This window comes from Chryseobacterium formosum (assembly GCF_026460885.1).
In the GTDB taxonomy this organism is placed as follows: domain Bacteria; phylum Bacteroidota; class Bacteroidia; order Flavobacteriales; family Weeksellaceae; genus Chryseobacterium; species Chryseobacterium formosus.
This window is the reverse complement of the sequence record NZ_JAOVZW010000023.1, coordinates 1-23,388: the sequence shown is the minus strand read 5'-3', so window position 1 is coordinate 23,388 and position 23,388 is coordinate 1. Positions and strand designations below refer to the sequence as shown.

Here is a 23,388-nt window from a genome sequence, read left to right as displayed (position 1 = left end):
AATAATATTGCCTATGGCGGAATTTTACATTCTCAACACATTTTATGTGTTTAAAGTTGATTTTTATCAACAATATCATTTAGATGATGTTTACGATAGATTAGTATTGCAGAATCTAAAAAAATACTTAAACAAACGATCCAATGAATTTAAATTTAATTATTAAGAATTGTATAATATGAAAAAAATATTACTGATTTGGGGTTTACTTATCGGTTTGTTAGTTCATGCGCAGGTAGCCCAAATAACTACCGGAACCGCTGGAACACCTGCCTATAATGCTGGACCCGTTTATCGATCAAGTACCTCAAGTAGTTATGATGCTAGTAGATATTCTTATCTTTATACCGCAAGTGAGCTCGCTGCTGCTGGTATAACCTCGGGGGTCACTATTAATGATTTGGGGTGGGTAAAGAATAATAATGCAACTACTACTGGTGGTGGAATTTTCAGAATATATATGAAAAATTCTACAGCTACAGCTTATGCTGCAGCATCAGAAACTTGGGCAAACCTTAATTCTGGAGCTACTTTAGTTTATCAAAACTTAAATCAAGCTATCCCAGCAACGATGACACCAAATTACATCGTTTTTGCATTAAATACCCCTTTTACATATACAGGTGGATCTTTAGAGATTTCTGTTGAGTGGGATATTAATCAAGTTACAGGAAATCCTTCAACGGGTACTTTTGATTGGCTTTGGAGTACGGTGCCAAATAGGATTTATGGTACTGGAAATACAACTTTAGCAGGGATTACAACTCTATCGTCAACTACAAATTCAATAAGTACTATTGATGATAGAAGACCTTTCTTGCAAATTGGATATAGCGCTGGAGGCGCTTGTTCGGGTGCGGTAACCGCAGGAACGGCTTCAGCTTCGGCTACAGCAGTTTGCGCAAATATACCTTTCAATCTTGTACTTACAGGTGCAACAACCGGAGGAGGGATTACCTATCAATGGCAAAGATCTCCGGCTGGAGCCAATACATTTACTAATATTGTAGGTGCTACAACTATGTCTTATGCTGTGACAAATCATACTGCAGCAAGCGATTATCGATGTGTGGTAACTTGTACGAATGGAGGAAGTACACAGAATTCGAATATAGTAACTGTAGGACTTAATACAGGTGGACAGTGTTTAAATTATTGTACACCAATTTACACATACAACTGTGGTAGCGGCGATGACTTAAATAGTTTTGTAATTACAGGTGTTGCTCCTTCTATTATCAGCGATTTGAATACAGGTTGTAACGGAGCAGGATATTATGACAGAACAACTGCATTTACTCCTGTAAATCTTTTACCGGGACAATCTTACCCGGTTCAGATTAATACTACATACTCATCACCTGATTATGAAAAAGTAAGCATTTGGATTGATTTTAATGACAATGGTACTTTTGATGCTGCTGAAAAATTATTGACAGATTTGCCACTTCTTCAAAGTCCAGCATTTGCAAACGCTAATATTGCAATTCCGCTTACAGCACCTGCTGGTGTTCATAGAATGCGTGTACGTGCAATATATAATACTCTAGGGGTTGATGCATGTAGTTCAGCTTCTTATGGTGAAACACATGATTATAATGTTAATATACTTGCATTGGCTCCATGCGCAGGTGCTCCTGTTTCTGGAACAGCCTCTGCTACAACAACTAATGCTTGTATAGGCGTACCATTTAATTTGGTGCTTACAGGTTATACATTTGGAGGAGGTATTACTTATCAATGGTTTAGTAGTCCAGCAGGTGCAGGTACATTTACGGCAATTGCGGGTGCAACAACTCCTACATACACTGTTGCAAGCCAAACAGTAGCTACAGATTATCGTTGTGTGGTAACTTGTGCAAATAGTAGTCAGTCAGCTACATCGAATATAGTTTCCGTAGGACAAAATCTTCCTTCGCAATGTTATTGTACACCAACTGGTGGAAGTAGTTCAAATTCATATTATTTTAATAATATCACTACTACATTAGGGTGGACTAATCTTAATTATACAGCAACATCTTATAATGCATACGTAAATACGAATACAACCGTATTGACATCTCCTGGAAATAACGTTAATATCAGTTTAGCTACTACAGGAGGAAGTTCTTATTATTATAAAGTATGGGTAGATTGGAATGGTGACGGAGTTTTTGCTAACCCAGGAGAGCTAGTACTTTCTAATGCAAATTATGTAGCAACACTGTCTGGAACAATTCCGGTACCTGCAGGTACAGCATTAGGAAATTATAGAGTTAGAACATCAACTTCTTATAGTGGAGTGGTTCCTCCTTGCGGACCTGCACCGTATGGAAATTATGTTGACTTTACATTATCTGTGGTAGCACCTCCTACTTGTTTACCTCCAACGAATTTTACATTACAAAGTGCAACAACTACGAGTGCAACAGTACAATGGACAGTACCAAGTCCAGCTCCAGCAGGTGGTTATGATGTGTATTACAGTACATCAAATACACCTCCTACAGCAGGTACAGTACCTCAGTTTTCTGGAGTATCAGGTCCTAGTCAATTAATTAATGGATTGACGCCAAGTACTACCTATTATGTGTGGGTTAGAGCAAAATGTAGCTCATCAGATATTAGTTATTGGTCTGGTCCTGTAACAGTATTTACAAATTACTGTACACCTACAGGTGGATCATCTTCTACATCATACTATCTGAAAACGGTTACAACGACTGGAGGTTTTACTAATCTTAATTATACTGCTAATACATATCAGGCGTATGTAAATAATTCAGCTACAAGTTTCTCTGTATTACCAAATAACCCTGTAGATTTTAGTATGAATGGTGGTACAAGTAACTACTATTATATTTGGATTGATTGGAATAATGATATGGTATTCACACCAGGAACAGGTCCAGGTGGAGAAGAAGTTTATTTTTCAAATGGATATGTAAATACTGCTACTGGAACTATTTTAACAACTGGTCGTCCTTCGGGATCTTACAGAGCAAGGTTTGCTACATCATGGTCAGGTACACTTACACCTTGTGGTGCAGCAAATTATGGTAACTATGTAGATTTTACATTTATCATTAAACCATGTTCTACTGTAGCACCTACAAATGTTACTGTAAATACAATTACTCATAATTCTGCAATTGTTAACTGGACACCTTCTCCAGATAACCTTAACTACAGAGTATATTGGAAAGAGTTAACTTCTGCTACTTGGACGAACTCATCAGTAATTTTGTCACCACCAGCCACAAGTTATCCTATTAATACAGGTTTACAGCCTGCTACAAATTATGAAGTAAAGGTAGTGGCAATTTGTAATGGTACAGAAGGAACAGCTCCGTCGGTTCCGTTTGCTACAAAATGTGATCCGGCACCGCCGACTGTTACAATTAGTAACATCACACCAAATTCTGCTGTTGTAACGTGGAATCCTTTAGTTGCAAGTGCAGTATATACGATTAGATGGAGAAAAGTTGGTTCAGGTGTAGCAGGATGGCAATCACCTCCAGCTCCTGGAACTCCACAACCTCCATTAAATAGCTATACCATTACAGGTTTAGATTCATTTGAAAATTATGAAGTACAAGTAAGTACTACTTGTGTTGGAGCTAGTGTTGCAAATCCATGGTCTAATCCAGAAGTATTTACAACGATTAGAGTTTGTGAAATACCACCTCCAGGATTAACAATTACACAACTTACACCAACAACTGCTGAAGTTATTTGGGATGCATATACAGGTGCAGGTGCTACTAACAGCTATGTTTTCAGATATAGAAAAGTAGGAATACCAAGCTGGACGACTGTGAATGTAAATACTAATACTTATACTATTACAGGATTATTAGAATTGACAAAATATGAAATGCAGGTAGCAAATGTTTGTACTGGTACACCGGGTAACTTTACTCCTCTGTATTACTTTACAACACCTACAGTAGTGTATTGTCAGATGGGATCTACAAATTTTGTTAGTGAGTTCATTTCAAAGGTTACCGTTACACCTACAGGAAAACCTCAAATGACTAACACAACAGCAGGATCTCAATATTCTGATTACACAGGTACACCTACGAAATTCATCGAAATGATTCAAGGATCAACAGGTAACCAGATTGTTGTTGACAAAAAATTAGGTTCAGGAGCAAAAGGAGGTGTTGCAGTTTGGATTGACTTTAACAGAAACGGAACTTTCGATTTAAATGAAAGAATCCTTGCTGATGGTCCGAATGAAAGTACTACGGCTAGTGCAACTTTCAATGTACCGACAGATGCTTTTGTGAGTATGACAGATTATAAATATGTTGTCATGAGAGTTGCAATGTCTAAAGATGCTATTCCTGTAAACTGTACAAGTTTTGCTAACGGTGAAGTTGAAGATTATACAGTAAGAATATCTAAACTTCCAGTAGCGAATGCTCTTAATCAAACAGACATAATGATTTATCCTAACCCGGTAAAATCAACATTGAATGTTAAGAATATCAGCAAAAAAGCTAATTACAAGATTTATAGTGCAGCTGGTCAACTAATCTCAAGCGGAATAATCTTAAATAATAAGATTGACGTAAGCAGATTGATCAACGGTGTTTATATGATCGATATTGATGATGTTCAGGGCACAGCTCAGAAGAAATTCATTAAAGAATAATCAAACTTTTTTAAATAGAATAAGCTCTCAGAAATGAGAGCTTATTTTTTTTGTATTAAACTTAAATTAGATAATTAAGTTAATCTAAATGTAATTTAAATAACCATTAATTTAATCAACAAAAAACTCCCGCTATATTATAACGGGAGTTTTTATTATTCTATATCAAAAATGACTTTTTCAGTTTGATCTTTCAAATCATCCAAATTGGTATTGTTGTAAATAACACAATCTGCCAATTTGATTTTATCTTTTTCAGGTAGTTGTTTTTCCATAACAGATTGTACTTCTCTGTAGGTTTTTCCATCGCGATCCATTACCCTTTTAATTCTGATATTATCTTCGGCAGTAACTAAAATCGAACGGTAACATTGCAGATGTAGTTTTAATTCAAAAAGTAAAGCTGTTTCTTTAAAAATTAAATACTTCGTCTGCTTTTTCACCCAATCTTCAAAATCAATCCGAACAGCAGGATGAATAATTTCATTTAATTTTTGAAGTAAATCTTTATCATTAAAAACTTTCTCAGCGACGAATTTCCTGTTATAAAGTCCATTTTCATCGTAAGCCTCATTTCCTAAAAGTTCCGTGATTTTAAGTTTTAAATCGTTGTTGTCATTCACAATTTCTTTAGCTCGGTCATCCGAATAATAAACTGGAAATCCACAGTCTTCAATAAACTTTGCCACGGTAGTTTTTCCTGAACCAATTCCACCAGTTAAACCGATTATTTTGGATGTCGATAAGGGATCGGGTTCTGCTTTTTTAGTTTCTGAATGTAATTCTTCCATAATTCAAATTAATATCCAAAAACATCATTAAAACTATAAGTCTCATCCAAACGAACTCCTTTTTCTGTCATTTTTAAACTTGCCAATTCGTGGTGTGCATCATGTTCAAAAAACAAGAGATAATCATTTTCTACGCACTGTTTTAAAAACTTCGCTTTTTCTTCAATAGTCAACAAAGGTCTTGTATCGTATCCCATCACATAAACTTGCGGAATATGTCCTGCTGTAGGAATTAAATCTGCTGCAAAAACAATCGTTTTTTCCTGATACTGAATGACAGGAAGCATCTGCTTTTCCGTATGTCCATCCACAAAAATAACATCCATCTTCAAGTCCGGAGCAAATCCATAATTTCCATTTGCCGGAAGTGGTAAAAAGTTCAGTTGTCCACTTTCCTGGATAGGAAGAATATTTTCCTTTAAAAAACTTGCTTTTTCTCTTGCATTAGGTTCTGTTGCCCATTGCCAGTGATTTTCGTTCGTCCAAAACTGTGCATTTTTAAAAGCAGGTCTGTATCCGGATTTATCATCATTCCATTCAATAGCGCCACCGCAATGATCGAAGTGAAGGTGTGTTAAGAAAACATCGGTAATATCTTCTTTTACGAAACCATATTTCTTTAAGTTTTTATCTAAATTATCGTCTCCCCAAAGCGAATAATGACCGAAAAATTTATCATCTTGCTTGTTTCCAAGACCACAATCAATTAAAATTAATTTTTTTCCGTCTTCAACAAGTAAAGATCTTGTTCCCAGTTCGATTAGATTTCTCTCGTCTGCAGGATTGGTTTTCTCCCACAAACTCTTTGGGACGACTCCGAACATTGCTCCGCCATCGAGCTTAAATTTTCCACATTGTATTGGATATAATTTCATATATATTATGTTTTTATTTTCTTATTTAAATTTTAAAGCAGAGCTTTAAGCATAGAACTAAAAAAGTTCTCCCGGATTTTTTGGTCTCGAAATATTCAGATGTTTATAGGCTTTATCCGTCACTTCTCTTCCTCTCGGAGTTCTGATAATAAATCCTTCCTGAATCAGAAATGGTTCATAAACTTCTTCCAAAGTCTCAGGATTTTCTGCAATAGATGTTGCCAAAGCTGAAATACCAACAGGTTTTCCTTTAAAATTTTCAATCATGACACGCATGATTTTATTATCCATTTCATCCAAACCAAATTCATCAACATTTAATGAATTTAAAGCATATTTAGTTATATCAATTTCAATTTCGCCGTTTCCTTTAATCTCCGCAAAATCACGAACTCTTCTCAAAAGTGCATTCGCAATTCTCGGTGTTCCACGGCTTCTTCTTGCAATTTCAATTGCTGCATCTTCATAAATTTTTACACCTAAAACTCTTGCACTTCGAATAATAATCATTGATAACAATTCAATTGTATAATATTCCAGTCTGCTTTGAATTCCGAATCTCGCTAACATTGGTTTTGTTAGCATTCCGCTTCGAGTTGTGGCTCCCACGAGTGTAAAAGGATTTAAGCTAATCTGAACACTTCTAGCATTCGGGCCACTTTCCAGCATGATGTCGATTTTATAATCTTCCATCGCCGAATACAGATATTCTTCCACAATTGGCGAAAGCCTATGAATTTCATCGATGAAAAGGACATCGTTTTCCTCAAGATTAGTCAGTAAACCGGCTAAACTTCCCGGTTTGTCTAAAACTGGACCAGAAGTAATTTTACAACCTACTCCAAGTTCATTGGCGATAATATTGGCTAAAGTTGTCTTTCCTAAACCTGGCGGACCGTGTAAAAGAACATGATCGAGTGCACCGCCACGCTTTTTGGCGGCAGTGACAAAAACTTCGAGATTTTCTAAAGTTTTTCTTTGTCCTGCGAAATCCTTGAAACTCTGCGGTCGAATTTTTTCTTCCTGCATGAGCTCTTCATTGGAGTAATTGTCTTTATCTGGATGTAAAAAATCAGGCATTAATTCAGTTTCATTTACCGTAAAGATAGCAATTTTAGGTTTAGGCAGAGACTGAGATTGAGGAAAAATTCATGATTTGAATACAACAGATATTTTGAGTATTTTTGAGAGAGAAAATTTTAGAGTTGCGGTTTTTTGCCTCAACCTTAACCTCAACCCTTATTTAATGAAACTAATTGGTCCTTTCAAGCAGGTTGTAACACTTGCGAATCTCCCTTTAAGAGGAAAACTGTTTGACGAACAACTTGAAATTATTGTTGATGGCGGAATTTTAATTCAGAATGAAAAAATTCAGCAAGTCGGAAATTTTGAAGTATTAAAATCAGAAAATAAAAATGTTGAAATAGAAACGATAGAAGGCGAACAAATTGTTCTTCCTGCTTTTGTAGATTCTCATACTCACATTTGTTTTGGTGGAAATCGTGCGAACGATTTTGCGATGCGGAATGCAGGTAAAACCTATCTTGAAATCGCTGAAAGTGGAGGAGGAATCTGGAGTTCAGTTCAACATACAAGAAATGCCTCAGAAGAAGAATTATTGAAAACTTTATCGGAAAGAATCGATTTTTTGATTTCTCTCGGAATTACAACAATTGAAGTGAAAAGCGGGTATGGTTTGGATGTAGAAAATGAACTGAAGATGCTTAGAATCATCAAACAAGCTCAGGGACAAACAAAAGCGACATTAGTTCCGACTTGTCTTTCGGCACATTTAAAACCACGGGATTTTGAAGGAAGCAATAAAGAATATTTACAATATATTTTAACAGAAATTTTACCAATAGTAAAAGAAGAAAACTTGGCAAAGCGTGTTGATATTTTTATTGAAAAATCAGCATTTCAACCTGAAGAAAGTAAAGGTTTCTTACTTAAAACTAAAGAGCTAGGTTTTGAAATTACGGTTCATGCAGACCAATTTACAGCGGGAAGTTCAAGAATCGCAGTGGAAGTTGGTGCAAAATCTGCGGATCATTTAGAAGCAACAATTGATGAAGATATTGAGTTTTTGGCTAAATCAGATACTGTTGCAACAGCTTTACCTGGCGCAAGTTTAGGTTTGGGCGAAAAATTTACTCCCGCAAGAAAATTATTAGATGCAGGAGCAATTTTAGCCATTGCGAGCGATTGGAATCCCGGTTCTGCACCAATGGGAAATTTAATTACACAAGCTTCTATTTTAGCAACATTTGAGAAGTTAACTACTGCGGAAGTTTTAGCAGGAATGACTTTCCGTGCAGCTTTTGCATTAAATTTGAATGATAGAGGAAGTTTAAGACAAGGCTTGAAAGCAGATTTTGTAACTTATAAAACCAATAATTTCCAGAATGTTTTGTATAATCAGGGAACTTTGAATGCGGAAAATGTGTATATTGATGGAAGCAAAATAAAATAATATGGGAATTTTCGATAAAGTTTTTGGTAAAAAAGAAGACCATAAAGAAAATGAAATTAAAGATTATAAAGATTTTTGGGATTGGTTTTTAACGAAAGAAAAAGATTTTTATGAAGTCATCAGGAACCATAAAAATATAGAAACTGATTTTTTTGATATACTTTCACCCAAACTAAAGCAGCTAAATGAAGGTTATTATTTTCTTTGTGGAATGAGTGAAGATGCTGTGGCCGAATTGATTATTACAGCAGACGGAGATATTAAAAATATTGTTTTTGCAGAAGAAATTATCGCAGAAGCTCCAAAGCTTGACCAATGGAAATTTACTGCCCTGAAGCCGGAAATGAATATCGACCACGGAATTAAAATTGATGGAAAAGATTTTTCACAAGATAATATTTCTTTTTATTCAAATGAAATTGATGGTTATCCCGATGAAATTGATATTACTTTTGTCTATGATGGTTTATCTGAAGAAACAAAAAGTTCTTGTGTGACCGGAGTTTGTATTTTTTTGGATAATTTTTTAGGTGAACTGAATTTTGCAACCCAAATCGATACATTTAATATAGTGGGTAAAGATGATGCAAAGAAAGAACTTGTTCCGATCTCTAAACTGAAAGATTTTTTATCTTGGAGAGAAAGAGAATTTATTAAAAAATATAAAAATGTAAAAGATATTGGCGATGACGATGCTTATACAGTTTTGGAAGCTGTTTTGAATAATGGTTTGCCACTTATTGCAACCGTAAATACAACAGCGCTCAATTATGATTCTAAAACTTCTTATCCATGGATCTCAGTGTTAAAGATTGAATATGACGGAAAGGAAAACAGCGGACTTCCAGAGAGTAAAGATTACGAAAAATTAGACAAAATAGAAGATGACGCATTCCAAAATCTGAAAAATGAAGGCGGAAGTGTGTATATTGGAAGAGAAAGCGCAGACAACATAAGGGAAATCTATTTTGCAAGTAAAGACTTCAGAAAGCCGTCTAAGATTTTGCAAAAAATAATTAAAGATAATCCTGCTTATAAGATGGTCTTAGAAATTTACAAAGACAAATATTGGCAGAGTTTTGAACGCTATAATGTAAATCAAAATTAATTTAAAATGATTTGGCAAGGAAGAGTAGATGGTGAAGAATTACTTTATCACAGAATATTTCAGAGAGTAAAAGAAGAAACAAATTACGATGTGATTTCAACGAACGATTTCGTTGTACACGGATTTGCTGTTGATGAAGGGGTTCGCAGAAATAAAGGAAGACAAGGTGCAAAAGATGCTCCGGATATTATCCGAAAAAATATGTCGAATTTTCCTGTAATTCGTCCTGATTTTTCTCTTCTTGATTTTGGAAACATTATCTGTGAAGACGGAAATCTTGAACAGACACAAAATGAATTAGCAAAAAATATTTCAAAAGTCTTGTTGAAAGGCGGAAAATCCTTGGTTCTTGGTGGAGGTCACGAAGTAACTTTCGGTCATTATCGGGGAGTGAAAACGGCTTTCCCTGAACAGAAAATCGGGATTATTAATTTTGATGCACATTTTGATAACAGACAACCCGAAAATGGAGTAGGAGCAAGTTCAGGAACTGGTTTTTGGCAGATTGCTCAGGAAGGAGAAATTAATTCCTTGCATATCGGAATTCAAAGAAATTCAAATACTTTGAAACTTTTTGATACTGCCCATCAATTCGGAATGAAATATATTTTAGCGGATGAATTGTTTTTTGAAAATCTTCCATCGATTTATGAAAGAGTAAATGAACTTGTAGATTCAGTTGATGTTCTTTACATGACAATTTGTATGGATGTTTTTAATGCTTCGATTGCTCCTGGAGTTTCTGCTTCTGCCTATAATGGAATTTTTGCTGATGCTGCTTTTATGCATTTATATAAGCATATCTTGAAAAATGAAAAGCTTATTGCATTGGATATTGCAGAAGTCAATCCACATTTTGATATTCAAGATCGTACTGCAAGATTTGCTGCGAGTCTGGCGAATGAATGGTTTATGATTTAGCAAATTAAACGGATTTTGTTACTATAATAAATCTGCTCAATCTCCTTAATCTGCGAGAGAAATATTTTAATTAAACTTTAATTTCTCTTAGCTATAATAAATAAAATTCATAGAATTTATCATTAATTAAATATGATATAAGGAACATTTTTTGTTGCCTTACAAATGCTTATCCAAAAGCAGAAGATTCTGTTTTGAATCTTTAAAAATGGAAAATTTAACATGGAAAATTTAATAGAAAACAAGCTGTTAAAAGCTGACCAGGCTTTTCAAGAATGGAAAAAAGTTCCGTTTGAAGAAAAGCAAAAACTCATTGCAAAAGCTGCAGGAATTTTTAAAACTAAATCTGAAATTTTTGGCGAAATCATTACCAATGAAATGAATAAACCCATTTCTCAATCTATCGCAGAGGTTGAAAAATCTGCGTTAATGATGAATTATTATGCCGAAGCTGAAAATATTTTAAGTCCGGAAAAAATTGAATCTGAATACAACATTTCAGAAATTCATTATGTTCCAAAAGGAGTTATCTTAGGTGTAATGCCTTGGAATTTTCCTTTTTGGCAGGTTTTGAGATTTGCAACGCCTGCTATTTTGGCTGGAAATACAGTAGTTTTAAAACATGCATCAATTTGCTTTGGAAGCGGAAATGCTATTGAAAAAGTTTTTATTGAAGCAGGTTTTCCTGAAGGAGTTTTCCAAAATCTTGAAATTGGACATAAAGAAGTTCAAGAGGTTTTAGAACATAAAACCATAAAAGGTGTAAGTCTTACAGGAAGCGAAAAAGCCGGAGCAGAAGTGGCGGCAACTGCTGGAAAAAATATTAAAAAATCTCTGCTTGAATTGGGTGGAAGTGATGCTTTCATCGTTTTGGATGATGCAGATTTAGATGAAGCTGCAAAAGTTGGTGCTTTGGCAAGACTTCAGAATTGCGGACAAACCTGTGTAGCAGCCAAAAGATTTATTATTCAAAGAGATATTGAGTTTGATTTTCTTCCGAAATTTATTGAAGAATACAAAAAATATGTTTCAGGAAATCCTAAGTTGAAAGAAACAAAATTGAGCGGAATGGCAAGACCAGATTTAGCAGATGATTTGGAAAAACAATATCAGAAAGCTTTAGATCATGGTGCAGAAGCAATTATTCCGCTGGAAAGAATTTCTGAAAATGAATTTAATCCCGGATTAATCAGAGTGGATGAAGGAAATCCTATTCTGCAGGAAGAATTATTTGGTCCTTTAGGTATGATTATGATTGCTGAAAACGATGATGATGCTTTAGAAATTGCGAATAATATCCCTTTTGGGTTATCTAATGCAGTTTGGACGAAAAATAAAGAACGTCAGCAGTTTTTTATTGATAATTTAGAATCGGGAACAGTAAATATCAACAGAATGACGAGTTCTGACCCACGTTTTCCATTCGGTGGAACCAAATCTTCAGGTTACGGAACCGAGCTTTCTTTGTTGGCTTTAAAAGAGTTTGTCACAGCGAAAACAATTTTAGGAAAATAAACATAAAAAACTCCCGATTTAATTTTAAATCGGGAGTTTTCATTTATATCAAAGACAACAATTAAATCGTCGTTAATCTCAAAGTATTTGTTTTTCCACCTTCGTACGACGGTGTTGCATTGATGTTGATTACGAAATCACCCGTTTCAATATAACCGTGATTGTGTGTTAACATATTCACCTGAATGATCGTTTCATCAGTTGGTTTATTCATGTCATAATAATAAGCACGAACACCCCAAAGAAGATTTAACATTGTAATTACTTTCTTGTTTCCACTGTAAACAATGATGTGAGAATTTGGTCTGTGAGCCGATAATTGGAAAGCTGTATATCCAGAACTTGTCAAAGTAACAATTGCTGAAACATTGGTACTTTTTGCAATTCTTACAGCCGCAAGACAAACTCTATTGGTGATAAACCTTTCGTCGATGCAATTGTAATCTTTCTCGATTGGTTCGTTTTTATTTTGGTAAAAACTCGTCATTTCGATATTTTTTACAATTTTCGCCATATTTTCAACAACTTGAATAGGATATCTACCTACAGAAGTTTCACCTGAAAGCATTACTGCATCAGCTCCGTCCAATACAGAGTTTGCAACGTCATTTACTTCGGCTCTTGTTGGCGTTAAACTGCTAATCATTGTTTCCATCATCTGTGTAGCAATAATTACAGGTTTTGAGAAGAATCTTGCTCTTTCAACCAAGTTTTTCTGAATTGCCGGAACTTCTTCCATCGGAACTTCAACTCCCAAATCTCCACGTGCAACCATTAATCCATCACATTCCAATAAAATCTGATCAATGTTTTTTACACCTTCAGGCTTTTCAATTTTCGCAATAATTGGAGTTTTGAACTTACCATTTGGATGCTTAGCAATTAACTCTTTTAGATCAATAATATCCTGAGCATGACGAACGAATGAAAGTGCGATCCAGTCTACTTCCATATCCAACATAAAGTTGGCGTCCTGAATGTCTTTTTCAGTCAAAGCCGGAAGAGAAACGTTTGTGTTAGGAAGATTAACTCCTTTTTTAGAGCTTAAAGGTCCACCCTGAATAGTTTTAGCTTTTACAGTATCAATTTGGTTAGTTTCAAGAACTTCAAGCATCAGTTTACCATCATCAATAAGAATTCTTTCGCCTACTTTCACATCCTGAGGAAACTGCTGATAAGTCATGTAAACTTTCGTAGAATCTCCTTCGATTTTTTCATTGGTAAACGTAAGAATGTCTCCAGGATTTAGGTAAGAACCTTCTTTTACAACACCAACTCTCAATTTTGGACCCTGTAAATCTCCTAAAATACTTACTGAATAACCATATTCCTTATTAAGGTCTCTGATGATTTCTATATTCGAACGAACTAAATCGTAGTCTGCGTGAGAAAAATTGATTCTAAAAACGTCAACACCCGCTCTCATCAATCCTAACATTACCTCCTTCGAAGATGAAGCAGGCCCAAGTGTTGCGATAATTTTTGTCTTCTTTAAATACTTATTCATAATACTGTATTATTTGATAAAGTTCTTCTTCAGAACTTAGATTGTAATCTTGAATAGGAAACGCAAGATTTTCAGCCAGCAAAATTACGGAAAAATCAGGAAATTGTTCCGAACTATGCAGAATATATTCTACATCTGGATGATTATTTAATAAAAACTTAATGTTTTCTTCTTCTGTGAAGAGTTCAGTTTGTAATTTTTTTTGATTACTTTCTGAACATTTGTTGGAGATAAATGTAAAACAGGTTTTGGTATGCTTATGATAAGCTTCAAACCTTGGGAAACAAAAATCGTAGTAAGTCCCGTGATAAACGAGATCTGTAATTCTTGAAAATTTTAAATCGTTTTTTTGATTGATTTTAAAAAAAAACTCATGATCCGGTATATGTTTGACTAATCTCACCAAAGCAATGGCAATATCTTCAAATTCTATATCGTCAAGATCATAAAGTTTTTGGATTTCCAAGTATATTTTCTTTTTTGTTTAAAATATAAAATGCTCTTTGTGCAGCTTTTTCTTCTGCTTTTTTCTTTGAAGTTTCTGTGGCATTTGAAATTTTCTCTGTTCCTAACCAAACATGGCATCGGAAAACGATAGATTTATTCACCTGAATTTCTTCACAGGTTTCGTACTTTATATTCAGTTTCTTTTTCTGGCTCCATTCCAGCAAAAGACCTTTGTAACTTACAATTTTATTTTCAAGCTTATTAATCTCTGTTGGCGTGAGTAGTCTTTCCAAAACAATTCTTTTGCAAGTTTCGTATTGGAAATCTAAATAAACTGCACCAACAAGTGCTTCAAAGAGATTCCCTGAAATGTTTTCTCCCAAAGCAACAGCATGATTGTTTTTTTGTAAAAGACCGGTAAGCTTTAAATCTTCTCCTAATTTGTTGAGATTTTTCCTATTTACAATCTTCGATTTCATCTGTGTCATATATCCTTCATTCGCTTTAGGATAAGTGTGAAACAAATGGCACGAAATAATTGTACCCAAAACAGAGTCTCCTAAAAATTCAAGCCTTTCGTAATTGCTTTCTTGATTTTTAGAAGAGGTTTTAATTGAAAAAGCTTCACGGTAAAAATTGACATTCTGAACCTCAGTACCTAAAATTTTATTTAGTTCTGTACTCAGGAAATAGTCTCTTTCCGTAAGTTGTCTTTTTCTTTTTTTGAGAAGGAATTTAGAAAAATATTTCTGTAACTCCATTCAGTAATAATTAGATTTTCTTAAACAGAACGCAAGCATTGTGCCCACCAAATCCAAAGGTATTACTCATGGCAACTTTTACATCTTTTTTTGCAGCGGTGTTAAATGTGAAATTTAATCTGCTGTCGATGTTCTCATCATCAGTAAAATGGTTGATTGTAGGAGGAACAATACCATGAATAATAGTTCCTATAGCAGCAATGGCTTCAATAACTCCGGCTGCACCCAAAAGGTGACCTGTCATTGATTTTGTAGAATTAATCTGAATGTCATAAGCGTGCTCACCCAATAATCTTGAAATTGCGCTAGATTCTGCAATGTCTCCTAATGGAGTAGACGTACCGTGCATATTGATATGGTCTACATCATTAGCAGTTAATCCTGCATCTTCCAGACAATTTTTCATTACTAAATAAGCTCCTAAACCTTCAGGATGTGGTGCCGTCATGTGATGTGCATCTGCACTCATACCGCCACCTAATAATTCAGCATAGATTGTTGCACCACGCTTCACAGCGTGTTCGTACTCTTCAAGGATGATACAACCCGCTCCTTCACCTAAAACAAATCCATCTCTGTCTTTGTCAAAAGGTCTTGATGCAGTTGTAGGATCTTCGTTTCTTGTAGAAAGTGCCATCATTGCATTAAATCCTCCAACACCACTTGCCGTAACGGCAGCTTCAGAACCTCCACAAACGATAACGTCTGCTTTACCTAACTGAATAAGCATTTTAGAATCAATTAATGCATTTGCTGATGAAGCACAAGCAGAAACTGTAGTATAATTGGGACCGTGGAAACCGTATTCAATAGAGATATGCCCCGGTGTAATGTCCGCAATCATTTTAGGAATAAAAAAAGGGTTAAATCTTGGGATGTCTGTATTTGCCCAACCCAAAACTTCGGTTTCGAAAGTTTCTAGACCACCAATTCCTGATCCCCAAATCACTCCGACTCTGTTTTTATCAACATTATCTTCCATGATTTTTGAATGACTTACTGCTTCTCTGGCAGCAACCATCCCAAGCTGAGTGTTTCTATCCATTTTCTTAGCTTCTTTCTTATCGAAATGATCTAATGGATTGAAGTTTTTCACCTCGCAAGCGAATCTTGTTTTGAAGTTTGTGGCATCAAAAAGAGTAATAGGAGCGGCTCCGCTCTCGCCTTTTACAAGACTTTCCCAGTATTCATTCGCATTATTACCGACCGGTGTTATTGCGCCAAAACCAGTTACAACTACTCTTTTTAATTCCATAAACTTTTAAAATTTTCTGTTGAAGAATATTATTTATTTACTACTTCTTCTATATAAGCGATAGCGTGCCCTACAGTAGTAATTTTTTCAGCTTGATCATCAGGAATCTGAATGTTAAATTCTTTTTCGAATTCCATGATAAGTTCAACTGTATCCAGAGAGTCTGCTCCTAAATCATTTGTGAAGCTAGCCTCAGGAGTTACTTCTGTTTCTTCAACGTCAAGCTTATCAGCGATGATAGCTTTTACTCTTGATGCAATGTCTGACATAGTAAATTATTTTTTTTAATTGTTAGATGGTGCAAATATATAAAATTCTTTACGATAAAACATTTTTTTAATCTTTTTTGTGGCCAGAGAAATGATAATTTCTCGTATTTTGAGATAGTCTTTTCGTAATCAGGACTTTATATTTGCTTAATTTTAACATATATTTATTAGGATAATAGAAGTTGTTTACCGCACATTGCCTAAAAATAAAAAAGAGAAAATGTAATTATTTAAAATTCAATAATTTACAAATTCTCTTTTAGTTTAAAAGTGGAGTTGGAGGGATTCGAACCCTCGTCCAAACAAGCAATACATAAGATTTCTACATGCTTATTTTACTATTGGTTTTCGAACTTAAGCAGAGAGCAAACACCCAACTTAAATCTTAGCTTCTGAATTTTTCGAGTTTTGGTCAAAGCTCCCAAAACCTTATTTCTGCATTACTATATCTCAGAATCAAACGCCGCAAAACAGAGCATTTGTGAGACATCTTGCTTCCTTACTATCTTCGGGAAAGCGCTTGAAATCTTACTTTATTCGGATTAAGCTGCAAGAGCGAACTCTTCGTTGCCAGTTAAAATTTTGTAGCAAGGGATTTAAGAGATCGCGCTACGGTTCTCTGCATGCTTACTTACCCATTGACCTTGCTGTCGAAACCAGTCAACCCCATGTTAAAGTGATTGCAAAGATACTACTTTTGTTTAAATTCTCTTAATATTGATCTTGTTTTTTAATATTTAAAATTTATTTTAGGAGCTATTTCCCGCTGTCCACTATATCTTTTTTGCAGCGGTCTCCTCTTCGTTCCGTCCGCCACAAAAAAGGATGTCGTTTCCATCGGGGCTAAATTGTGGTTGGTTATTTAAATTTAGTGATTATAGAAATTGTAGTGAAGAATTGTAATAAAAAAGTGTCAAGAATTTTTCCGACACTTTTTTAAAACTCAATCTTAGCCTCAACCTTAATCTCTATTTTTAAGTAAAATCCAACCGTTTATTTGTACCGGTTTTTTGGTGATTTTGTCTTCCCAATATAATTTATACCAATAAGTTTCTGTAGGTAAAGGTCTTCCAAGGTATTTGCCATCCCAAATCGGAGTTTTAGTTGAAGCTTTAAATACAGATTTCCCGTATCTGTCAAAAATATCCCCTTCAAAATTTCCATATTTGCTGATTTCGCTGAAATCAATGACATCATTTTTGCCATCGCTGTTTGGAGTGATAACATTGGTCATGAAAAATGTATAATACTCTGCGGAAGTTTCACAAGCAACACCTCGATATTTTAATTTAATAGAATATTTTGTGTTTTTCATTACGTTGAAAACATTTGATGTTTGCCACGTTACGCCATTATCTATAGAATATTCAATAGGTAAGGTTCCTTTATTTTTAACAGTAATGGTTAAAATGTTATTAGTGTAAGTAATTTCTGTTATTTCTGGTGTTACAATATATCCTACTGTTGCTGTAAAAGTTTTTGAGCAAACTCCATTGTTGATTGTTACAGAATAAACTCCCGCTGTTGCTGTGCTTATTGTTTGTGTTGTTGCTCCTGTGCTCCATATGTAAGTGTAGTTTGGTCCTGCTCCTGCATCTAAAGTTCCTTTATCACCTTTACAGATTTCTATATTATGCAGAGTTGAAGCAATTTCTGGAACTACAGTTATCGTTATTGTTGCTGATGTAGTTGCTGAACATCCATTTAATCCTATTCCTGTAACGGTATAAGTTGTTGTAGATGTTGGTGAAACGGTTTGTGTACTTCCGTTTCCTGGCAATCCTGTCCATGTGTAAGTATTGGCTCCAACTGCGGTAAGTGTAATGGACTCACCTTTACATATTGTCAGTTTTGGAGCTGAAATATTAATTACTGGCGGAGTGATATTTTTAATAACCGTTATTGAAGCTTGCTTTGTACATCCATTTGTGGTTGCGCTTGTAATTGTTAAAGTATAAGTTCCTGCGGTGTTTACAATTGGAGTTAATGTATTTGCTCCCGAAACAATATTTCCGCCTCCTGTTGCGGTCCATAAGAATGTTGCTCCGGCTTGATAAACTGAAGACGTTGCATTTAAGGTAATTTGTGTATTGGTACAATTTATTTCTCCCGGTGCATTAATGTTGACGAAAATTGCAGGATCCATTATTGTAGTCACTGTTTTCGTGTATTGACAACCGTTTGGAGTTGTTACTGTCACACTATGATTTCCCGGAGTATTTACAGTTGTTGTAGTTGTGGTGGCTCCGTTTGACCAAAGGAATGTATTTCCTGTTCCGTTTGCTGTTGCGGTTAATGTTGTTGAATTGCCTTCGCAGAATGTCAACGTTCCTGAAATTTGAACATTCGGATCTACTCCTTGAGTAATATTTATCGAAACAGGGAGGCTTGTGCAGGTTCCGTTATTGTTAGTTAAAGAATATGTTCCGGGTGTAGAAACGGTTATTGATTGAGTTGTTGCTCCATTAGACCAAGTGTTTCCTGTGGCGAAATTTGAGGTTAAAACAACGGGATTGTTGCTGCAAATTGCATTAGATGAGCTTGAAATTGTAGTAATTGGTGTTAAGTTAACGATTAATTGCAATTCTGCGACTTTTGAACAAGAACCTGTTTTAACCAAAACATAAATAGTTGCATTTCCTGAAGTATGGGTTGTTGGAGTTGTAATTATATTACCGTTTCCAGCTAAAGCATCTGCTTGATTTAAATAATAACTAAAAGTTACTCCAGAAGTTGTACTAATATTAGGTTGAGCCGATGTTAAATTAAATGTTCCTGTATTAGTCGTTGAGCATAAATTTAAAGATGAATTTTGCACAACAGGAACTGTTCCTTGTGTTAGTGTTACAGATTTTGTGTATTGACAGCTTGCAGGTGTTGTAACGGTCACTGAGTAAATTCCGGGTGTAGAAACTGAAATCGTGTTTCCTGTAACTCCTGTTGACCATAAATAAGTATTTCCGGTTCCATTCGAAGTTGCTGTTAAAACGGATGGTGAGCTACAAATAATAAGGTTACCCACAATCTGAAGATTTGGATCGCTTTCTGCTGTTAAGGTTATTGAAGCTGGAAGGCTTGTACAGATTCCGTTTGAAGTTGTTACAGAATAAGTTCCCGCTGTCGTTGCGGTGATAGATTGTGTTGTTGCTCCGTTTGACCATGTATTTCCTGTTGTTGCGCTGGATGTTAACGTTACGTTTCCTCCAAAGCAGATTGCTGAAGAAGTGCTCGTAATTGTAGGAGCTGGAAGTTGGGAGACGTTTAATTGTAATGATGCAACTTTTGCGCAGGTTCCGGATTTTACTCTTACGTAAATTGTTGCGTTTCCGGAAGTATGAGTTGTTGGAGTTGCTATTGTGCTTGTGTTTCCTGCCAATGCATCTGCTTGATTTAAATAATAATCAAAAGAAACTCCTGGAGTTGTACTGATATTTGGTTGAGCTGTAGTTAAATTAAATACTGCTGTAGTTGTATTAGAACAATTCGTTAAGGTTGCATTTTGTACTACTGGAACCACACCTTGAACAACATTGACAGACTTTGTATACGTACAATTTGCCGGAGTTTTTACGGTTACTGTATAGTTTCCTGGAGTTGTTACGGTAATTGCTGGAGTTGTTGCTCCTGTTGACCATAAATAAGTATTTCCGGTTCCTGTTGAAGTAGCTGTAAGCGTTGTTGAAGTCGCTTCACATAAAGTTAAATTTCCTGCAATCTGTGGATTCGGATCAGTGTCTTGAGTGATGACTACTGAAGCTTGCGGGCTTGTACAGATTCCGTTTGTACTTGTTAAAGTGTAAGTTCCGGGAGCTGTTACCGTGATAGATTGAGTCGTTGCTCCTGTCGACCAGGTATTTCCTGTGGAATTACTTGATGTTAAGGTAACATTTCCGCCAACACACAATTTTGTTGCAGATGCTGTGATTGAAGCAGTTAAACTTTTGTCTTTGAAAATAATAGCATTGGTTTGTTTGCAAGAATTGGCTGCACTTGTTGGGTTAGTCAAGTCTTGATAACTAATACTGTAGTAATAAGTTGTAGAAGTATTTACTGTTGTTGGAGCTGTAATAGGATTTGTTCCTGTTGCCGCATTGTTTGCTGTACTGTAGTAATTGACAACAAAGTTAGGATTTCCATTAATTATTCCGGGCGATAAAGAATTGAAATTAAAAGTTGTATTATTTCCGCAAATATCGATTTCTCTCGGAGAACCGGGATTCGGTCCCGCTGATCCTGGTGGAATAAAAGGATTCGGAGCGGTCGTTGAATTGGTGAAAGGAGATACAAAAGTTGCTGTTCCTCCCCATGTTAAATTAAATGTATATATCGTGGTTGACCAATTATCAACATATAAATAATAGGTTTGTCCTGCGACAACATCCATATATCTACAGTAAGGATTCGTATTTCCTGCTCCGGAAGTAATGTTGGTATTGGTCATATTCATCCCTGTGTTGGTGAAATTCCCAGAAGCATTACATCTTATTGGTGTGCCTCGGTTTGCACAGGTTACGTTTGGTCCATAGATTGCCCAGTCATAATCAACAGGTCCGGTTGGAGCAAGATCGAAAGTAAGCGTTCCGCTTGTTGCAATTGTAAATTTATACCATACCGAGTGATTTTCGTAGGAAAGGCAACCTCCAAGTGTTTCGTTGATGTTTCCAATTCCGACAGGAGTGTAATTGATGCTCGAATTTCCACACACGGTAATTGCAGAAATACAATCCTCTTGTGCAAATGCAAAAATATGGAAGATGATTAGTAATGAAGAAAGTAGTTTTTTCATCATATAGAAAGTTTTATTTGTATTTTTAACTAAAGTTTCCTCTTATTTCTCTCTTATTTTAAATAAAAGAGCTGTTAAAAGAGTAGTAATGATTGATCAAAATAAATGAAATTATTCTAAAGTGTAGAATTTTATATGTGATTTAGAGCGTGTTGTAGCGTCCTCATGATTGTTTAGTTATGGTTTAAGTATTGGTTTTTAGTTGTTTAAAATAATTTACAAATCTAAAATAAATATGGTATGTAAAAGTAAAAATTTTATTGATTTCATTTGAATTAATAAAATCCTTTCAAAATGCCTTGTCATAAAGGGTTTTCTTTTGATCTTAAATATTTAAATAAATAAAAAATGAATATTTTTATCCCATAAAGTTTGCAGTTTAATAAAAAACGCTTAGTTTTGCAATCCAAAATGAGATGTAATATATGTTAATAATTCCAGTAAAAGACGGAGAGTCTATCGACAGAGCGTTAAAAAAATATAAAAGAAAATTTGACAAAACAGGTACTGTTCGTCAATTAAGATCAAGACAAGCTTTTATTAAGCCTTCTGTAACTCTTAGACAAGCTAGATTAAAAGCGGCTTATAAACAAAGAGGATTAAGCAAGGAAGAGCAAGCTTAAGATATTTTCTTAAACACATACTAAATCACTTCTTAAATAGTTATATTTAAGAAGTGATTTTTGTTTTATATTTACAAAAGTATGCGAGAAAAATTTTTAGACTATTTACAATTAGAGAAGAGGTATTCGCCTCATACTATTATAAGCTATCGTCGTGATCTCGACGACTTCTATTCTTTTTATCTTAAAACGGAGTCTTCCGAAGATATTCTTAAGGCTGATAAAAAAATAATCAGAAATTTTGTTGTTCAGCTCAGTGAGAATGGTATTTCTAAAAGAACGATCAACAGAAAACTTTCTACACTTCGCAGTTTCTACCTTTTTCTTTTAAAACTGGGTGAAATTAAAGTTTCTCCTATAGAAAGTATATCATCATTAAAATTCTATCCCGAAAAGCAAATTCCCATCTCACAGGAAGAAATGCATGTTTTACAGACTAAGATTTTTGATGAGGTAGAAGATGTGCTGGAAAAATCCATCGTCGAAACTTTATACCAAACCGGAATCCGAAAATCTGAACTTTGTGGCTTAATATTTGAAAGTGTAAACTTAGAAGGAGATGAGCTTAAAATCTTAGGAAAAGGTAATAAAGAAAGATATATACCTATTTCTGAAACTTTAAGTGCTTTACTAAAAGACTATCTAAGGATAAGAAAACCATTGGATGATTTTAAATCCTATTTTTTTATCAATAAAAAGGGAAAAAAACTCACAGAAAAATTTGTCTATGTAGTAGTTAATAAGTACCTTAGTCTTGTAACTTCGAAAGAAAAAAGAAGTCCTCACATTTTAAGACACAGCTTCGCGACGCATGTTTTAGACAATGGGGCAGAGATATCGAAAGTAAAAAAAATATTGGGTCATTCTAGTCTTGCAAGCACACAAGTGTACACTAATGCCAATATAGAACAGTTGAAAAAAGTGTTTAATCAAGCTCATCCAAGAGCAATTAAAAAAGAAGAATTATGAAGATTTCAGTACAAGCAATCGGCTTAACTCCACACGAACCTCTAGAGTCACATGTAGACAAAAAGGTAAGCAAACTAGAAACGTTTTATGACAAAATTCAAGAATGCAAAGTGTTTTTGAAAGTTGAAAACAATTCTGATAAATCAAATAAGACCACCGAGTTGATTTTGGTCGTTCCGGGAGACGATATCGTGGTTAAAAAAACATCAATTAGTTTTGAGGAGAGTTTAGATCAATGCGTTGATGCTGCTAAGAAACTGTTAATCAAGAAAAAAGAATTAGCTTAATAAAAAAAGTAAAAAAACTTTCTAAAAAGTTTGAGAATTCAAAAAATCCGTTCTATATTTGCACACGCAAAAAAGGAATAGAGATCTTTTGAATTCTTTTTGTTTTATTAGGCTTCCATAGCTCAGTTGGCTAGAGCAGCTGATTTGTAATCAGCA

At 34.9% G+C, this 23,388-nt stretch carries 17 protein-coding genes and 1 other RNA gene; 8 read left to right on the top strand and 10 right to left on the bottom strand.

The window, feature by feature from the left end; genetic code table 11:
- The first annotated feature begins 178 nt into the window (after positions 1–178).
- Positions 179–4,645 (top strand): GEVED domain-containing protein, encoded by a 4,467-nt coding sequence (locus OF897_RS17500; RefSeq protein ID WP_267266966.1) that lies wholly within the window; start codon positions 179–181, stop codon positions 4,643–4,645.
- A gap of 155 nt (positions 4,646–4,800) precedes the next feature.
- Here the strand turns inward: OF897_RS17500 and coaE are convergent, their stop codons facing one another.
- Genes coaE through ruvB form a run of 3 tightly spaced genes read right to left on the bottom strand, consistent with a single transcriptional unit; the run spans position 4,801 to position 7,391 of the window.
- Complete coding sequence (gene coaE, locus OF897_RS17495; protein ID WP_267266965.1) at positions 4,801–5,436, bottom strand: dephospho-CoA kinase; 636 nt, start codon at positions 5,434–5,436, stop codon at positions 4,801–4,803.
- Positions 5,437–5,444: 8 nt separating this feature from the next.
- Positions 5,445–6,311 carry an MBL fold metallo-hydrolase gene (locus OF897_RS17490; protein ID WP_267266964.1) on the bottom strand — a complete coding sequence of 289 codons (867 nt, stop codon included), beginning with the start codon at positions 6,309–6,311 and terminating at the stop codon, positions 5,445–5,447.
- Between the two features lie 57 nt (positions 6,312–6,368).
- Positions 6,369–7,391 (bottom strand): Holliday junction branch migration DNA helicase RuvB, encoded by a 1,023-nt coding sequence (ruvB, locus tag OF897_RS17485; RefSeq protein WP_267266963.1) that lies wholly within the window; start codon positions 7,389–7,391, stop codon positions 6,369–6,371.
- A gap of 166 nt (positions 7,392–7,557) precedes the next feature.
- Between ruvB and hutI the strand changes: the two genes are divergently transcribed.
- The 4 genes from hutI to OF897_RS17465 all read left to right on the top strand — a co-directional run bounded on the left by hutI (position 7,558) and on the right by OF897_RS17465 (position 12,328).
- Positions 7,558–8,784: an imidazolonepropionase gene (gene hutI, locus OF897_RS17480; RefSeq protein WP_267266962.1), complete on the top strand. Its 1,227-nt coding sequence runs from the start codon at positions 7,558–7,560 to the stop codon at positions 8,782–8,784.
- 1 nt (position 8,785) lies between these two features.
- The gene (locus OF897_RS17475) at positions 8,786–9,892 is read left to right on the top strand and encodes a DUF695 domain-containing protein (protein WP_267266961.1); all 1,107 of its coding nucleotides are present in this window, start codon (positions 8,786–8,788) and stop codon (positions 9,890–9,892) included.
- A gap of 6 nt (positions 9,893–9,898) precedes the next feature.
- On the top strand, positions 9,899–10,813 hold the full coding sequence (gene hutG / locus OF897_RS17470) for a formimidoylglutamase (protein WP_267266960.1): 915 nt from the start codon (positions 9,899–9,901) through the stop codon (positions 10,811–10,813).
- 222 nt (positions 10,814–11,035) lie between these two features.
- Entirely contained in the window at positions 11,036–12,328 is a 1,293-nt protein-coding gene (locus OF897_RS17465) for an aldehyde dehydrogenase family protein (RefSeq protein ID WP_267266959.1), read from the top strand.
- A 61-nt stretch (positions 12,329–12,389) separates the two neighbouring features.
- Here OF897_RS17465 and pyk read toward each other — a convergent pair whose 3' ends face one another.
- The 7 genes from pyk to OF897_RS17430 form a co-directional block, all read right to left on the bottom strand.
- Positions 12,390–13,835, bottom strand: coding sequence for a pyruvate kinase (gene pyk, locus OF897_RS17460; RefSeq protein ID WP_267266958.1), 1,446 nt, complete (start codon positions 13,833–13,835; stop codon positions 12,390–12,392).
- Positions 13,828–14,301, bottom strand: a complete 474-nt coding sequence (locus OF897_RS17455) for an IPExxxVDY family protein (RefSeq protein ID WP_267266957.1) — start codon at positions 14,299–14,301, stop codon at positions 13,828–13,830. The genes pyk and OF897_RS17455 overlap by 8 nt, the downstream gene beginning before the upstream one ends.
- Positions 14,279–15,043 (bottom strand): ribonuclease III, encoded by a 765-nt coding sequence (gene rnc, locus OF897_RS17450; protein WP_267266956.1) that lies wholly within the window; start codon positions 15,041–15,043, stop codon positions 14,279–14,281. Before rnc ends, OF897_RS17455 begins: the two co-directional genes overlap by 23 nt.
- 10 nt (positions 15,044–15,053) lie before the next feature.
- Complete coding sequence (gene fabF / locus OF897_RS17445; protein ID WP_267266955.1) at positions 15,054–16,298, bottom strand: beta-ketoacyl-ACP synthase II; 1,245 nt, start codon at positions 16,296–16,298, stop codon at positions 15,054–15,056.
- A 29-nt stretch (positions 16,299–16,327) separates the two neighbouring features.
- The gene (locus tag OF897_RS17440; protein ID WP_002976354.1) at positions 16,328–16,567 is read right to left on the bottom strand and encodes an acyl carrier protein; all 240 of its coding nucleotides are present in this window, start codon (positions 16,565–16,567) and stop codon (positions 16,328–16,330) included.
- 268 nt (positions 16,568–16,835) lie between these two features.
- Positions 16,836–17,235: a transfer-messenger RNA gene (gene ssrA / locus OF897_RS17435) on the bottom strand.
- Between the two features lie 293 nt (positions 17,236–17,528).
- Positions 17,529–21,356 carry a T9SS type B sorting domain-containing protein gene (locus tag OF897_RS17430; protein ID WP_267266954.1) on the bottom strand — a complete coding sequence of 1,276 codons (3,828 nt, stop codon included), beginning with the start codon at positions 21,354–21,356 and terminating at the stop codon, positions 17,529–17,531.
- 422 nt (positions 21,357–21,778) lie between these two features.
- Between OF897_RS17430 and rpsU the strand changes: the two genes are divergently transcribed.
- The 3 genes from rpsU (at position 21,779) to OF897_RS17415 (ending at position 23,232) form a co-directional block, all read left to right on the top strand.
- Positions 21,779–21,976 carry a 30S ribosomal protein S21 gene (gene rpsU, locus OF897_RS17425; RefSeq protein ID WP_034702010.1) on the top strand — a complete coding sequence of 66 codons (198 nt, stop codon included), beginning with the start codon at positions 21,779–21,781 and terminating at the stop codon, positions 21,974–21,976.
- Between the two features lie 81 nt (positions 21,977–22,057).
- Complete coding sequence (locus OF897_RS17420; protein WP_267266953.1) at positions 22,058–22,945, top strand: tyrosine-type recombinase/integrase; 888 nt, start codon at positions 22,058–22,060, stop codon at positions 22,943–22,945.
- A complete protein-coding gene (locus OF897_RS17415; protein ID WP_267266952.1) occupies positions 22,942–23,232 on the top strand; it encodes an HPF/RaiA family ribosome-associated protein in 291 nt (96 codons plus the stop codon). Before OF897_RS17420 ends, OF897_RS17415 begins: the two co-directional genes overlap by 4 nt.
- Positions 23,233–23,388: the final 156 nt, after the last annotated feature.